Raw genomic sequence first — 15,378 nt, 5'->3', positions numbered from 1 at the left:
CGGGCTCAGCGGAGGTCAGATCCGGTCCCTGACCTTGGTTTCGATGCTTTCGGCCAGTTGCTGGCATTTGTTCACCAGTTCCCCGGCGCGGGTTTTGATGTCGGCCTTGAAGGCCTCGTCAGAGCTGCCGGACAGGTTGATCAGGATGTTGTAATCCGCCGCTTTGGCTGCGCTGAGCGCGGTGAGGGCCGCCACACCGGCATCGGAGAGGGCGTTGGCGTTCCCGGCATCGGCAATTTTGTCGGAAAGTTGCATGGCTTCCCAGGCCAGTTCAAGAGTTCGGAAGGGCACCAGGATCGCCTGTTGGGTGGTTTTTTCCACCTCGGCATTGCGCGCGGTTATCTCCTGCTCCGTCTTTTTGGGGAGGCGCGTGGCTGCCATCATGGCGTTGAAGGCATCTGTGTCGGAATCAATGCACTGCAGGGCCTGAAGCTTGATCTCCTGGCCGCGGGGAGCCAGTTCGCGCACGATTTCCTGAACCTCATCGTAGCCTTTTTTGTCCACCGTGAGGTTGGCCACCATTGCGGAAAGCGCTCCGGACAAGGCAAGGCAAAGCGCGGCCACGCTGCCGCCGCCGGGGGCGGGGGAATCTGTGGAAAGCAGATCGGCAAAGGCTTCCAGGCTTAGGGAGCATAGGCTGTCGGCGCGGGCTATGGCGTATTCTATCACTTTCTTGTCCAGATCGAAAGGTCCCAGTTCCGCCAAACCCATCGATTGGATGGCGGTTTCCATGATCATCCTTTCCGGAATGCCGGTGCTCTCATCCATCCGGCGTAGGTAAAACTTTCCGGCCTCCAGCAGAGCGGCTTTGGGGATGAGCCCCACCAGCTCGCTGCCGGTGATCTGGATGCCATTCTCCGCGGCGAGTTCGCGCACTTTTTCCAGCACCAGATGAGGGGGCGTAACCTTGTAATTGGTGAGGTTGATGCTGATCTGGGCGCGGTTGTAGCTGTCTATATACCAGCCCACAGCCTTGCAGTGGCTGAAGAGACCGGGGATGATGACCTTGTTGCCGTTGGCATCCTTTACCAGCTTTCCGGCGGCGTCCCGGGCGGGTTTGCCGCTTTCGCGGATGGTGAGGGCCAGATCGTGGGCTTTCTTTTTATCGCGGGTGTTCAGATTAATGTTGTAGGCGATCAGGAATTCACGGGCGCTGATGGCGGTGGCGCCGGAACGGGGATTGAAGGTGTGGGGGCCGAAATCCGGCTTCCAGGCTGGATCCTGGGCTTTTTGCGGCAGGGCCTCGTATTCACCGGAGCGCACGTTTGCCAGGTTGCGCCATTCTTCTTTGGAGGCGGCGTTTTCATATAGATAGACGGGAATGCCGAGCTCGTCTCCAACCCGTTTGCCCAGTTTGCGGGCGTATTCGGCGCATTCCTCCATGGTCATATCCGAGATCGGAATGAAGGGACAGACGTCCGTGGCGCCCATGCGGGGATGCTCGCCGTGGTGCTTGCTCATGTCGATCAGCTCAGCGGCTTTTTTGATGGCCTGAAAAGCTGCTTCCACAACCGCTTCAGGCTCTCCGGCCAAGGTGAAGACGGTGCGGTTGGTGTCCGCGCCGGGGTCCACGTCTAGCAAAACAGCGTTCTTCACAGAGCGGATGGCAGCCGCGATGGCTTCCAGAACGGCTTTGTCCCGGCCTTCGCTGAAATTGGGGACGCATTCCATCAGTTTCATGATTCACCTCTTGTACTGGTTTTATGTATCTTGACCTTGATAATCTTTTTGTCCGTAGCCTGCAGCACCTGAATGCGGTAATCCCCCACAATCACTATCTGGCCCTGGTGGGGGATGCGGGCCAGCTTGTCCAGGATCAGCCCGGCCACGGTTTCGTAGTCGCCCTCGGGGAGGTTGATGCCATGTTCGTCGGCCAGGTGGTCGATCTCTGTGTCCGCCTGCACCAGCCAGGTGTTGGGGGAAACCTGTTCCACTTCCGGGATCTCCTCAGCTTCGTCATATTCGTCCGCTATGTCGCCAAAGATCTCTTCCAGAATGTCTTCCATGGTCACGATCCCGGAAGTGCCGCCATAGGCGTCCACCACGATGGCGATGCTGCGGCGGTGTTTCTGCATCTCCCGCAGCAGCACATCCAGATCAGTGTTTTCCGGGGTGAAAAAGGGTTTGTGCAGCAGTTTGCTGACCAGGGTGTCCGGAGTGTATTCACGTTTGAGCACATCATAGATGATGAGGATGCCCTTGATGTCGTCAAGGTCCTTGCCGAAAACCGGATAGCGGGTGAATCCCTCTTCCCGGGCGATCTCGATGGCCTCGGCCACGGTCGCGGTTTCGGGGATGGCCACCAGGTCTGTGCGCGGGACCATCACGTTGCGCGCCATCTGTTCCGTGAAATCCAGCGCGTCCTCTATCATGTCCATCTGCGGTTCATCAGCTTCGTCGGCCTCTGTGAGTGACAGCAAATAGGAAAGATCATCTTTGGTGAGATAGTTGAAGTCGTTGCCTTCGGTGATCTTGAGCCATTTGCGCAAAACCGAATTCAGCCAGGAAACTCCCAGGACCAGCGGTTTGAAAAGAAAGTAAACAAAGCGCATGAAAGGGTAGATGACTGGCACAATGGTGTCGGCGTGATCCCGGAAGATGGATTTAGGGACGACTTCACCGAAAACAAGCACCACTGCCCCGATCACCAGGGCAGTATAGCGCGCGTCGAAGCCGGTGATGTATCTGCTGGCCACATAGGTGGAAAGGGTGGCCATGAGAATGTTGACAACGTTGTTTCCCAACAGGGTGGTGCCCAGAAGTTTGTCTGGCTGGCGCAGGCTGGCCAGCAGCCTGGCGGAGGTTTTGTCCTTTCTGGCCTTGCCTTCCAGTTCCAGCAGGTTGATCGAGATGATCCCGTTCTCAAACCCGGAAAACAGGAACGACAAACCCAGGAGTACCAAAAAAACCAAGCTCCAGAGCAGTATTTCGGGAATTGACAATCTATCCATTTACCTTTTCGTTGCGCCAGGCGATCCGCAGAGCCTGGATGAACTCATCTATGTTGCCGGCCAAAAAAGAATCCAGATTGTAGCTTGTCAAGTTTATTCTGTGGTCGGTAACCCGGGATTGGGGAAAATTGTAGGTGCGGATCTTGGCGGAACGGTCTCCAGTGCTGACCTGGGCCTTGCGCGAGCGGGCAATTTCCTGTTCCTGCCTGCTGATCTCGGCATCGAGCAGCCGGGAGCGCAGAACTTTCATGGCTTTCACTTTGTTCTTGAGCTGGGATTTCTCGTCCTGGCAGGTGACCACGATCCCGCTGGGCAGGTGGGTTATGCGTACCGCGGAATCTGTGGTGTTAACGCTTTGGCCTCCATGCCCGGAACTGCGGTACACATCCACCCGAAGGTCGTTTTCGGCGATCTCGATATCGATGTCCTCTGCCTCGGGCAGCACGGCCACGCTCACGGCGGAAGTGTGGATGCGGCCTCCGGATTCGGTTACCGGAATGCGCTGAACGCGGTGGACGCCGCTTTCAAAGCGCATCAGGCCATAGGCTTCTTCACCACTGAGCATGAAAATGATCTCTTTGTAACCCCCCAGGCCGGTCTCGTTGAGGTCCAGCAATTGCTGTTTCCAGCCTTTCTGCTCCGCATAATAGCTGTACATCCTGTATAGATCGGCCACGAACAGCGCTGCTTCCTCGCCGCCTGTGCCAGCGCGGATCTCGACGATGGCGTTTTTGCTGTCGTTGGGGTCGCTGGGGATCAGCAGGTCGCGGAGTTTGATTTCGCTTCCCTCAATCCGGATTACCAGTTCCTCCAGTTCCTGACGCGCCATGTCGGCCATTTCAGGGTCCGTCTCGGTTCTAAGCAGGTGTTCCACGCCGTGGACCTGGGCTTCCAGATGCAGATAGCGATCCCATTCGCCGCAGATGGCGGAGAGCTCCTTGTTGCGGCGCATCAATTCCCTGTAGCGGCGGGGATCGGCAAGCGCAGAGCTGTCAGACAGCGTGTTCTGCAGCTCCGCCAGTTCCTGTTTCAAACCCTCCAGTTTTTCGCGGGGCAACATATCAGTTGGGCATCACCTTCACGTTGTGCCCATCCAGGTCCATGTCCAGGGCAGCTTTCATCGCCACCAGAGCCGTTTCCACCATCTGGTCGTCCGGGGGTTGAGTGGTGATGCGCTGCAGGGCCATGCCGGGAACTGTGAGCAGCTTCACAACGGGGTGCTTCAGGTTTTTGCCGCTGAACTTCAGGATCTCGTAGCTTACCCCCGAAACGAGCGGTATCAGGAGCAGGTGATAACCCAGGCGCAGGGCCATGGGGACCTGACCTTTGAGGATGAATAACGACACCAGCGTGTCCGTGACGGAAAAGATGAGGATCGAGACCAGCAGCACAAAGAACATGAAGCTGGTGCCGCAGCGGGGATGGATGGTTGTATTGGTCTGTATAGCGGCAATATCAAGGCCGGTCTCTTTTTCGTAGGCGTTCACGTTCTTGTGCTCCGCGCCGTGGTATTGGAACAATCTGTGGATGTCCTTCATCCGGCTTATCAGCCAGATGTAGAGCACAAAAAACACAATGCGGATGCTGCCCGCGAAGAGGTTGAAATAGAAATTCTGCTTGGCCAGCCCGATCCAGTCAGCGATCCGGTAGGGTAGCCAAGCGAAAAGCACAAAGGCCAACCCGAACGCGATCACGTAGCTGATCAGGTTTTCGGTTTGGACAGCGACCTTGGATTTCTCTTTCTGTTGCTTGCCTTGGGCCGCTTCCTCGGCTTTGACGTCCAGTTCCGCGCGGTTCGCGGAAAGCGTGATGGTCTTCATGCCGATCACCAGCATCTCGATCAGGGACACAAAGCCCCGCACGAGGGGCAGGCCCAGGAAAGTCCCTTTTTTGGCTTTGCTGGCAAAGGGCTGTTTATATAGCTCGATCGAGCCGTCTTTTCTGCGGAGGGCGGTGGCCAGGGAGTCCGGCCCGCGCATCATCACGCCTTCTATCACGGCTTGGCCGCCAACGCTGATCTCTTTTTTGGGTTCCATGTTCCTATCCAATAATGCGGTTAATGCTGCGAGGATACAAAAAAGCCATTTCCCAAGCCCGGGGCTGCGGTGAAATGGCACGTTTTGAAAGCTGCGCTACTTGTCTGTTTTGACGTTATATTTCTTGTTGAATTTTTCCACGCGGCCGGCGGTGTCGATGATCTTTTGTTTGCCGGTGTAGAAAGGATGGCAGACGTTGCAGATATCCACCTGCATGTTGCCCTTGGTGGAACGGGTCTTGAACTCGTTTCCGCAGGCGCAGCGCACCGTTACCTCTTCATATTTGGGGTGTATTCCCTGTTTCATTTATCTGGCTCCTTAGAAACTGACATTGAATTTTGGGTCAGGATTTTGGCGGGGGCAGATATGTCAACTGCTTTTTTACCTTCCGCGTATCGCCCAATTATGCCTGTTTCCGCCTGATGTCTTTTTCTCAGCCTGACTATGTCGCAATTCGTTGCTGGATTGGTGTTTTCCAACAAATACCGGAAAGGGTTCAGCAGCATAATGGAAAAATATCCACAGGCAACATTGCGAACGGCCAAAAAAAATCTTGACACGAATATGTACTGTGATTAGATTGCTCCCAGATGGTAACAGTCCCGATCAGTTCGGGCTGCATTATATATTGTGTGTAACGAGGACATGCGCTGTACCTAGCGTGTTTTCAGTCAGGCGGAATGATACGGGTTGCACGATCGCCTGGCATGATCTTAGGCAACCTGATAAGGAGAAAAGGTATGAAAAAATTTGTATTATTAGCAGTAATTGCAGCGTTGGCATGTGGGGCGTTCGCCATTGACTACAAGGTTTCCGTCAGGACGAATGACATACCGCAGGTATTTCAAGTATACCGCAACGGGAATCCAATTGCTGTAACCAACGGAGATAACCCCGTGCCGGTTACAAATACCGATGTAACTCAACTGATCGGATTGTGGACGATCGAAGCTCCTCCTGCTGGCTATTTCTGGGCTATCCCCACGTCTTTCAGTGTACAGGCGAATTGGTTCACGCCGAACAACAATTACTCCATTGTGCTTAATTGGAATCTTTTCGATGTGCCATTGCCTGTAGAATTGAGCAGTTTTACCGCCACTCTGACTGCCTTCAACGAAGTTCAGATCAACTGGATCAGCCAGTCTGAAAGCAACATGATGGGTTATCGCGTATACCGCAGCGAAAACACTAGTCACGATGGTGCCCTTCTCATTACTCCAATTCTAATTCCTGCCACTAACACGACTACTCAGCAAAGTTACACCGTCGAAGACACCGAAGTTGAGATCGGCAGCACCTACTTCTACTGGCTGGAAAGCGTGGAAGCCAACAACAGTATGTTCTATGGCCCTGTAAGCATCAACGTCCAGGGTGAAGTACCTCCCGTCTATCCGGAAGTCACCACCCTCAAGAACGCCTACCCGAACCCCTTCCGGGCCAACACCAGCACCAACATCAACGTTGAAGTCAAAGATGGCGAAACTGGCACCGTGACTATTTACAACCTTCAAGGCAAAGTCGTGAAGGCTTACAACGTTACCCCGGGTTCCCACACCATCACCTGGAACGGCACTGACAGCAACGGCAATGCCTGCAGCAGCGGTATCTACCTCTACAAGCTCAGCACCCCTTCCGCCAACGCCACCAAGAAGATGGTCATCATCAAATAACTCCGTATTTCGATACGAATCAATTGGTCCCGGTGCAAGCCGGGACTTTTTTTGTGGTTAAGTATCATTGACTCAAGGCAGTTATGTAGAATAATTTTGGCTCTCTACCAAACGGAGTTAGAGGGGGGGGATCGGCTGGACACAGAGCTTTCTACTGACCGGCCTCGGATTGTCATTCCGGGACGACGCAGTCGGGCCCGGAATCCAGGTGGTCCGGGCAATTCATTCAGAGGGTGTTGTTTCGGTCCCGCTTCTGCAGATCGATAGCGTTGGGATGCGGAGATTTTCGCAGGCAAGAAAAATCCCGTCCCACAGCGAAGCGGGACGGGATGAATGATTGCGGGGAGGGAAGCTAGCTCAGCTTCTTGTGGCAGAGCCACCAATCCAGGCATTCGTATTCGCCGGTTTTGGCCCCTTCCATTCTTTTCTGGGCACTCTCCACGTCTTTGGGCGGCGGGATGATCACGTGGTCACCGAACAGTTCGCCTTTGGGCCAGTTGGCCGGCATGGCCACTTTGTTCTTGTCGGAAACCTGCATGGCTTCAACTGCCCTGAGGATCTCGTCCATGTTGCGTCCGAGCTCCTGGGGATAGTAGAGCATGATGCGGATGGTGCCTTCAGCGTCGATGATGAAGACTGCGCGCACGGTGTTGGTGTCCTTACCGGGATGGATGAGGCCCAGCTTGTTGGCCACAGAGCCGGTGTCGGCGATGATGGGGAACTGGATCTCCACGCCGATCTTTTCCTTGATCCACTCTTCCCATTTGATGTGCGCAAACACCTGGTCCACGCTCATGCCGATCAGCTCGCAGTTGAGGGCTTTGAATTTCTCGTAGCGCTGCTGAAAGGCCACAAACTCGGTGGTGCAGACGGGAGTGAAATCAGCCGGGTGGCTGAACAGCACGAACCATTTTCCCTTCATGTCGTCCGGAAGGGTCATCATGCCGCGGGTAGTGAGAACCTTCATCTGGGGAAACTTGTCTCCCAAGAGGGGAATGCCTTGTTTTTCGTTTTCCATAACTTACTCCTTATGATTGTGATGTTATACTCAATCGATATGATACCCGGAAAATCCGTACGGGCAAGATATATTTACTGTCAACCTTCTGTTTTGGTGATCACGCCCTGGACGAAGTCCTGCAGGATCTGCGCGGAAGGGGTTTTGCCAAATTCGTAAATGAAAGGCCGTCCGCCATCGCAACTGGAGGTAATATTGCTGTCGAAAGGAAGTTTGGCCAGCAGGTCCACATCATAATCCATCAGTGCTTTGGCGATCCCTTCACCACCGAACAGCTCCACTTTTTCGCCGCAGTGGGGGCAGGCGATCCAGGACATATTCTCGATCAGGCCCAGCACCGGCACGCCCAGTTTTTTGGCAAAATCCAGATTCTTGCGCACGTCCAGAAGGGCAACGTCCTGGGCGGAACTCACCACCACAGCGCCGTCCACCCGTCCCAGCAGCTGAACCACTGATAGCGGCTCGTCTCCGGTGCCGGGAGGACAGTCGATGATCAGATAATCCAGTTCGCCCCATTCGGTGTTTTGGATCATGTCCTTCAAAGCGCTCATTTTCAGGGGGCCTCTCCAGATGAGGGCGGAATCGGCGTTTTCGATCAGATAGGCGATGGAGAGAGCGAGGAAATTGTCATGCAGCCGCACCGGCAGGATCTTTCCTTCCGCGTTCCCGGATGCCCTGGCACCCTCGCTGCCGGTCATTTTGGCCACTGAAGGCCCGTGCAGGTCGGCATCCAGCAGCCCAACTTTTTTGCCAGCCAAAGCCAGGCCGTAGGCCAGATTCACGGCGATGGTGGATTTTCCCACCCCGCCTTTGCCGCTCATCACCATTATTCTGTGTTTGATGCCGCTCAGATCCACTTCGGTCTCTGCGTTCTTGTTCGTTTCCATTGTTCAATTATCCTTATATGTTTTCTTCGCTATATGCATGCCGGCCCGAGCGATGTTTGTAGGTGCCTTGCCTTTGTTTCAGGATCTCAGGTTCCCTGTGGCAGTTTCCCGTCCTGATAGGCTTGATAGGCTTGGCGCACGGTCATTCCGCCCGCTCCTGTGAAGATCTTCAGGTCCATTTGGCTCAGGATGGAGGCGGCATTGCCCCCGGGACCGTTTCCCGTGATCAGCACCTGAGGTTTGTGCTCATAGATCCTTTGCGCGGTCTGCGGTCCGGCCCCGTGCGCGACATTCACGATCTGCCGGTTGTCGATGTGTGTGGTTTCCTGGGTATCTTCATCGTATATGAAGATATAGTCCGTGCGCCCAAATCTGGGATCGATCATGGCATCCCAGTCTGTGCCTGTGCTGGTGAAAGCTATTTTCATGTTAACTCCTTGCATACTATCTGCCAAATGCGGTCAAATCTTGGTCTCCACTTGGCCGGGTTGAATTCCACCAAACTCTGGCCGAGTGTGATGGCATGGGGAAAATCCTCATCGTAGGGAATCTCATCCACCAACAGGATGCCTTTCTCCTGGATGAAATCCTTGATCCGGTCGGTGACCTCAGGATTGATGTCCGCCTTGTTGATCAGGCATCCCGCCGGGATCTTGAACTGCTCGACAAGCTGATGCACGCGTTGCATGTCTCCCAGTCCGGACAGGGTCGGTTCCGTTACCAGAAGCACAAAGTCCGCTCCAGATAATGAAGAGATCACAGGACAGCCGATGCCGGGCGAACCGTCCACCCAAACATAATCCATGCCTGTTTTAAGGGCAAGCTCTTTGGCGTCTTTCTTCACCTTGGCCACCAGCTTGCCAGAGTTGTCGGCCCCGGCCTCCAGTTTGGCGTGAACCAGCTGGCTGCCCAGCTTGGTGTGGGATATGTAGCTGTGGCCGACCTGCTGTTCCGGCAGACTGATCGCGTCCACGGGGCAAATATGATGGCAGTAGCCGCAGCCTTCGCAGGCCAGCCGGTCAACCGCGTAATGCATGCCCTGATGGCTGATGGCGCCAAAACGGCAAATGGCTTCGCAGAGGCCGCAGGCGCTGCACTTGTCCGGATCTATCACAGCTTTGACCCCGCTGAAAAATGCTTCGCTTTGCCGTGTGTCCGGTTTGAGGATCAGGTGCAGATCGGCGGCGTCAACGTCACAATCCGCCATCACCGTCTGGGATGCGATCGTGGCCAAAGCCGCCGCGACAGAGGTTTTGCCCGTGCCGCCCTTGCCGGAAATGATCACTATTTCCTTCATTCGGACGCCTCCTTCAGTTCGTTCAGCCTGGCCAGAATGGCGTCCAATCCTTCCCGGAATTCCTGCACTTCGGGGTAGATAAGTTCTCCCCGGGAATAAAGCTCCGCTATTTTACGCTGATTGGGGAAGATCGCCCAGACCGGAAGCTGTTCCTTTTCGCAAAAGCGCAGTACTTTCCCGTCGCCGATCCCCCAGCGGTTGATCACCACCGCCATGCTTTTGTCCAGTTGGCGCATGGTTTCCACCGCCAGTTCAAGGTCATACAGGCCAAAAGGGGTGGGCTCTGTAACCAGAAGCACCAGGTCCGCGTCACTGGTGGCGGCGATCACCGGGCACGCCGTGCCGGGAGGGCAGTCGCGAAACTGAAACTCCGGCCTGGAAAGCTTTTCGTCCATGTAGGAGATGGTCTGTTTGATCAGGGGCGCGGCCATTTCCTCGCCCACGTCGAGCTTGCTTTCCAGAAACACCAGCCTGCCCTGCTGATATCCGCGCAGCCAGCCCAGCGGTGTATTCCTCATGGGGAGCGCGTTCACGGGACAGAGCTCACTGCAGGCAAAGCAGGAATGGCAAAGCTGAGGCAGCACCAGAATGGTTTCCCCCAGTTTGACCACAGCGTTGAACTGGCAAACTTCCGCGCACTTGCCGCACAGCGTGCAGGCCTCTTTTTCCCAGTTGGGAACGGCGCGGAAAAACCGTTGTTCGGTTGTTTTGTCTCCCCGGATGAAGATGGCGCTGTTCGGCTCCTCCACATCCAGGTCGGCCAGCACCACGTTCCGCGTTTCAGCGGCCCGCAGGGCCAGATTCACCGCCAAAGTGGTTTTTCCGGTCCCGCCTTTGCCGCTGGCAATGGCGATCTTCATCAGTGGTCGCAACGGTTTTGCCCGGATTCCAGTTTCCCCTGCAGATATTGATTCACCAGTTCCGGCAGCGGCAGGTTCGGAACTCCCACCACCACGCTGATGCCGTTTTGGCACATCAGTTCCTGGGCTTTGTAGCCCATGCCCCCGGCTATCACCACAGTGCAGCCAAGTCCATGCAAAAAGGCCGGATGCGATCCCGGTTCGTGCGCGGGCGGATCCACGGTTTCTTCTTTCAGGATCTGCTTGTTGTCAACGGTGTAGATGGCGAATTTCTCGCAATGTCCGAAATGTGAGCTCAGGGCTCCGTTGGTGAGCGGTATGGCTATTTTCACTTCTTTCTTCCTTGTCAGTTTTTGCGGGTCTTCATTTTGCCGATGGCCACTTCCGCGGCTTTGATCAGCACATATTTGGTGGGCGCGGTGGTCAGCAGGGGATGGGTGCCGATCTGGTATGAAACCAGTTCATAAGCGGTTACGCCTTTCTGGACGGCCAGGCCGATCACGTTGATAAGTTCGCCAGCGGATTTGCCACCGCAAACTTCACCCCCGATGATCAGGCCGGTATCCGGTGAAACCACCAGGCTCACCCAGAGTTTGGAGGCGCCGGGGAGGCCTTCCGGATGGCGGTCCACATCTTCGAACTCGCCAACGATGTAGCTGATCCCGGCTGCCTCAGCGGTTTGTTGTATGGCTCCGGCTGAGGCCAGAACTTTCCCGCCGATCTCGGTGGAAAAAACGGAGAGCGTACCGGAGAAGGTGCGTATCAGGTTGATCTCAAAGAGGTTATAACCCAAAATCCGCGCTTCGGCAGTGGCGGTGGAAGCCAGCATGATGTTGTCCACCCGGCCGGTGATGAAACCGATGTTTTGGGAGCAATCGCCCACGGCGAAGACGTCTTTGACCGGGCTGCGCATGTAATTGTCCACCACGATGGCTTGGTTGCAGTTCAGTTCCAAGCCGGTTTCTTTGGCCAGATCGGTATTGGGTTTATAACCGATGGACATGATCACCAGGTCAGCCGCAAGTACCTGTCCGTCGGATAGTTTAACTCCGGTTGCCTTTCCCTCGTGCCCCACGATCTCGGTTACCTTGGTGGAGGTGTGCAGTTTCACGCCTTGTTCCTGGATAGCGGTGTCCGCGATGACGCTAAGCTTCTCGGAAAAGGCCGCGCAGAGAACATGCGGCAGCATTTCCACCAGGTGCACGTTTTTGTCTTTGAACTTGGCCAGCTGCTCCGCCATTTCCACCCCGATGAAACCGGCGCCGATGATGACGATGTTTGTTGCGGCATCGGTCTTTTCTTTCAGGGATTTGATGTAGTTGTAAGATTTATGGATGTATTCGATCCCCTGCAAGTCGTATCCGGGGATGAATTTCGGCACCACGGGTTTGGACCCGGTGGCAAACACCAGCTTGTTGTAGCAAAACTCCGCTCCGGACTTTGTTTGCAGCTGCTTTTTTTCCAGGTCCACCCGGATCACGGAATCCACCATAACTTCTCCGCCCGCCGCCACAAAGGGGGCCGGACCCATCATGTTTTTGTCCACGTCGCCCAAGTCGTGGAAAACGTAGGGTATCCCGCAGGGGACCAAGCCTTTTTCCTCTTCCTTGAGCATCAGAAAGCTCTTGTCCGGATTCTGCTTGCGTCCGGTGACTCCAGTGATGATGGCGGATGGGCCGCCTCCAATGATGATGACGTCATAAGTTTTCATGCTTGTACTTCCTCTGTTTGATCTATGCTTGTGCTAAATTATCCATTTGGCAGATTGGCTGGCGCGATCAGTTTTCTTTTTCCAGTTCGCCGATCTTGTCCTCGATCCAGCGGATCTCTTCTTCCAAAGCCTGCTTGCGTTCTTTAAGCTCTTCCAGGGTGTATTCATACACGTAGCCTTGTTCCGGGGGGAGGCTTTCGCCAGCGTGTCCCTTGCCGTATCTGTTTTGGCGTCCCAATCCGCGCCCGGGCCGGCCTGTGCCCCTGGGTCCTGTTCCGTCAAATCCGGGCATTTCTACCTCCTTGGTAGCATTTTTTGCACTTTGGGCATTGATTTTGGTAACAATCGTCGAGAGATATGAGGTGAGGTGATGCGCAGACCGGACAATGAAAAACGTGCGCAGTGGCGGTTTCGGTGAAAGCGCCGCAGTCTTCACACAGCCATTCGTGTTGTTTCAGCCTGATATCGCCGCCTTCGATCAGTAAAATGCCTCCCTCCACCAAAGCTGTGGCGAATTTACGCCTCGCCCGGTTGTAGATGCGGGTGAGCGTGGGCCTGGAAATATCCATGGCGGCAGCGGCTTCTTCCTGCGTGAAATTCTCGTGATCCAGCAATCTGATCGCCTCATATTCATCCAGCAGCATGATGATCTTTGGCCTTGGCCCGCCGATCCTGCCGAAGGGCCTGAAACCCTTGACTGCCGGTGTGGCCAAAACTCGTCTGCGAATTCGGCTTCTTCCCATTATCTTCTCACTTTAATGAACATATGTTCAATTCTGTCGCGCCGCCTTTCCTGTCAACACTTTTTTGAGGATATCCTTAAGGCACTCCGGGAGATGCGGTTAAAATGCGAATCACAGTTTTGCGGCCCACTCGATCTTGATGATCGTCACATCCATTCATCCCTCAGTTTTTCAGCTCTCTTTCGAACCGAGTGGGTTGAGTGACAATATGACCGAAGCACCTTAACCCAACAAGTATCTATTCGTCATTCCGGAAAAGCCACACTGGGGTCGAGCGACGAAGGAGCATCGACTACAGCAGAACCCTCATTCACCGGACCCAAACCCACGTCATTCCGGACGCAGGTGCTTCAGCGCCGGAGATCAGTCGGGGTCCTCGCCGCACAACCTGTTGGCCGGTGGGGTGATTCGAATCCAGCCCCTTGCGGGAATAGCCATTCCAGGAGGGCATTACCCGGACCGTCTGGATTCCGGGTCTGGCTCTGCTGGAGTTGATTCTCGTTACTCGCTCGACTCCAGCTTCACCGCCCGGAATGACGGAGCGGGATAGGGTGGTGGAAAGTCTGTATCCAGCCGATCCCTCCACCTACTCAGTTTGCAGGAGAGCCAGGTTTTCTCCTATCTGACCTCCAACGTGAATGGGAATTTTCTTTTCTGAAACCCGACATGGCTCCCAATATCAATACGGTATCAATACGGAATCATTACGGATGAAATCCGTATTGATTCCGTATTGATACCGTATTGATATTGGGAGCGAAAGAGGAAATCGGGGCGGTTGGAGACAGCCATTAGCGCGTGGATATTCCCGCGGAAACCTCAGTCCAAACTTCACCGGGGACGAAACCTATGAGACTGAGAACGTCTTCAGAACAACTCTTGACTTTGAACCAGCGGCACAAAAAACCCCGGATCTTGGCATCCGGGGTTCAGGATTGATCAGGAGGGCCTTATTTGAGCAGCACCGCTTTTTGGTGGTGGCTGCTGGTTCCTATGTTCATGCGAACGCTGTATACACCGGTGCTGCAAGTGGCGCCGGAGTTGTCACGCCCGTCCCATTCGGCGTTGTGGTGTCCCGGGGTTTTGGTGCCGAGCTCGATGCTGCGCACCAACTGGCCGCGGGAGTTAAAGATAGCGATGCTCACATTGCCGCTTTCCGCCAAACTGAAGGGTAGCGTGAGCTTGGGATTGAAGGGATTGGGGTAAACGGGTTTGAATTTAGTCACCAAAGGTATTTCGGGGGTGGAACTGCCGGCCGGTGTGTAGAGTATCGACACGGGGCCGTGATACTGGACAGCTCCGTCCAGATCGGAGTTCTGCAACCAGTAATAGTAGGTTCCTTCCTCAAAGATCTCCCGGTCGTTATAAATGTAGCTTTGCTGCTGGGAGGTGTTCGTGGCGGGGATCAGCTCGCTGATCGTGGTGGCAGATCCGAGCTCCAAAGAGTTGTTTCGAAGGATGTAAAACCCCAGCACTCCGGTCTCGGACTGGGTGATCCAGGTGAGGTTGACAAAATTGTCCACGGAAAGCTGAGCCATGAAACCGGATAGTTCCACGGGAAGAGGCAATTCACCACCGGTGATGCTGATATCGTCTATATACCACATGCCGGTTTTGTTGCTTACTACATAGATCCTGATGAAATGAGTGTTCGCATCAGGATCTAAGTTTATCACAGCATTTTCCCACGCGTTGATGTTGCCATTGTGAAAAGAACCGGCATTTGTCCAGGTGACCCCGTCAGGGCTGGATTCCACGTGCACATAGGTGCTACCCCATCCTGAAACTGTCGAGTCGTTGTAAACCCACATACTCACAGTGGTGGGGATCACTTCCATATACTGGCTGGTCAGATAGCCAGAGGAGGCTTCTCTTTCAGTAGTGTTTCTTAGCATATAAACAGACGTTCCTGGAGTGTAGCCAAGGGTGTTGTTATAACTGTTGCTCAGTGATGGTGTTGGAGAATTGTTGCCAGCGCTGGGAACCCAGAAATCGAAGGGAGTGACTTCAAAATCCTCATCGATCTGTCCTGTGGCAGTAGCTGCCATTCCTAAAAGCAGGATCACCAAAAAAAGTCTTATAAGACCTTTGCACATAATCCTCAGGGTCTGGTGAAAAAGTAAGAGCATTTAGGATCAAAAAGTAGTTTTTGAAATCTGCAAATAATTCTTGACAAAATAGATAGGCTCATATTTTGTCACTCTA

Annotated in this window: 16 protein-coding genes; 1 reads left to right on the top strand and 15 read right to left on the bottom strand. The window is 54.5% G+C overall.

The annotated features are described in order from the left end of the window. Positions 1-15 precede the first annotated feature (15 nt). From ftcD to rpmE, 5 genes are all read right to left on the bottom strand, one after another. Positions 16-1,680, bottom strand: a complete 1,665-nt coding sequence (gene ftcD / locus LHW45_06740) for a glutamate formimidoyltransferase (GenBank protein MCB5285271.1) — start codon at positions 1,678-1,680, stop codon at positions 16-18. Further along, positions 1,677-2,951 carry a hemolysin family protein gene (locus LHW45_06735; GenBank protein ID MCB5285270.1) on the bottom strand — a complete coding sequence of 425 codons (1,275 nt, stop codon included), beginning with the start codon at positions 2,949-2,951 and terminating at the stop codon, positions 1,677-1,679. Before LHW45_06735 ends, ftcD begins: the two co-directional genes overlap by 4 nt. After that, entirely contained in the window at positions 2,944-4,011 is a 1,068-nt protein-coding gene (prfA, locus tag LHW45_06730; protein ID MCB5285269.1) for a peptide chain release factor 1, read from the bottom strand. Before prfA ends, LHW45_06735 begins: the two co-directional genes overlap by 8 nt. A 1-nt stretch (position 4,012) precedes the next feature. Next, a complete protein-coding gene (locus LHW45_06725) occupies positions 4,013-4,987 on the bottom strand; it encodes a DUF1385 domain-containing protein (protein ID MCB5285268.1) in 975 nt (324 codons plus the stop codon). Between the two features lie 96 nt (positions 4,988-5,083). Continuing rightward, positions 5,084-5,293: a 50S ribosomal protein L31 gene (gene rpmE, locus LHW45_06720; protein MCB5285267.1), complete on the bottom strand. Its 210-nt coding sequence runs from the start codon at positions 5,291-5,293 to the stop codon at positions 5,084-5,086. A gap of 590 nt (positions 5,294-5,883) precedes the next feature. Here rpmE and LHW45_06715 point away from each other — a divergent pair. Further along, on the top strand, positions 5,884-6,657 hold the full coding sequence (locus LHW45_06715) for a T9SS type A sorting domain-containing protein (GenBank protein ID MCB5285266.1): 774 nt from the start codon (positions 5,884-5,886) through the stop codon (positions 6,655-6,657). Positions 6,658-7,009: 352 nt separating this feature from the next. Here the strand turns inward: LHW45_06715 and LHW45_06710 are convergent, their stop codons facing one another. The 10 genes from LHW45_06710 to LHW45_06665 all read right to left on the bottom strand — a co-directional run bounded on the left by LHW45_06710 (position 7,010) and on the right by LHW45_06665 (position 15,221). Next, on the bottom strand, positions 7,010-7,675 hold the full coding sequence (locus LHW45_06710) for a peroxiredoxin (protein ID MCB5285265.1): 666 nt from the start codon (positions 7,673-7,675) through the stop codon (positions 7,010-7,012). 80 nt (positions 7,676-7,755) lie between these two features. Continuing rightward, positions 7,756-8,562, bottom strand: a complete 807-nt coding sequence (locus tag LHW45_06705; GenBank protein ID MCB5285264.1) for an Mrp/NBP35 family ATP-binding protein — start codon at positions 8,560-8,562, stop codon at positions 7,756-7,758. Between the two features lie 86 nt (positions 8,563-8,648). Continuing rightward, positions 8,649-8,990: a NifB/NifX family molybdenum-iron cluster-binding protein gene (locus LHW45_06700; GenBank protein ID MCB5285263.1), complete on the bottom strand. Its 342-nt coding sequence runs from the start codon at positions 8,988-8,990 to the stop codon at positions 8,649-8,651. Further along, entirely contained in the window at positions 8,987-9,859 is an 873-nt protein-coding gene (locus LHW45_06695; protein MCB5285262.1) for an ATP-binding protein, read from the bottom strand. The genes LHW45_06700 and LHW45_06695 overlap by 4 nt, the downstream gene beginning before the upstream one ends. Next, entirely contained in the window at positions 9,856-10,719 is an 864-nt protein-coding gene (locus LHW45_06690; protein ID MCB5285261.1) for an ATP-binding protein, read from the bottom strand. Before LHW45_06690 ends, LHW45_06695 begins: the two co-directional genes overlap by 4 nt. After that, on the bottom strand, positions 10,719-11,051 hold the full coding sequence (locus LHW45_06685; GenBank protein MCB5285260.1) for a NifB/NifX family molybdenum-iron cluster-binding protein: 333 nt from the start codon (positions 11,049-11,051) through the stop codon (positions 10,719-10,721). The genes LHW45_06690 and LHW45_06685 overlap by 1 nt, the downstream gene beginning before the upstream one ends. 14 nt (positions 11,052-11,065) lie before the next feature. After that, positions 11,066-12,430, bottom strand: a complete 1,365-nt coding sequence (locus LHW45_06680) for an FAD-dependent oxidoreductase (protein MCB5285259.1) — start codon at positions 12,428-12,430, stop codon at positions 11,066-11,068. A gap of 67 nt (positions 12,431-12,497) precedes the next feature. Next, on the bottom strand, positions 12,498-12,722 hold the full coding sequence (locus LHW45_06675) for a DUF5320 domain-containing protein (GenBank protein MCB5285258.1): 225 nt from the start codon (positions 12,720-12,722) through the stop codon (positions 12,498-12,500). Beyond that, positions 12,709-13,173 (bottom strand): DUF134 domain-containing protein, encoded by a 465-nt coding sequence (locus LHW45_06670; GenBank protein ID MCB5285257.1) that lies wholly within the window; start codon positions 13,171-13,173, stop codon positions 12,709-12,711. The genes LHW45_06675 and LHW45_06670 overlap by 14 nt, the downstream gene beginning before the upstream one ends. 950 nt (positions 13,174-14,123) lie before the next feature. After that, positions 14,124-15,221 carry a T9SS type A sorting domain-containing protein gene (locus LHW45_06665; GenBank protein MCB5285256.1) on the bottom strand — a complete coding sequence of 366 codons (1,098 nt, stop codon included), beginning with the start codon at positions 15,219-15,221 and terminating at the stop codon, positions 14,124-14,126. Positions 15,222-15,378: the final 157 nt, after the last annotated feature.

It is taken from the genome of Candidatus Cloacimonadota bacterium (genome assembly GCA_020532085.1).
In the GTDB taxonomy this organism is placed as follows: domain Bacteria; phylum Cloacimonadota; class Cloacimonadia; order Cloacimonadales; family Cloacimonadaceae; genus Syntrophosphaera.
Note: the sequence above shows the minus strand (reverse complement) of the source record. Positions and strands in the feature narration are given on the sequence as shown.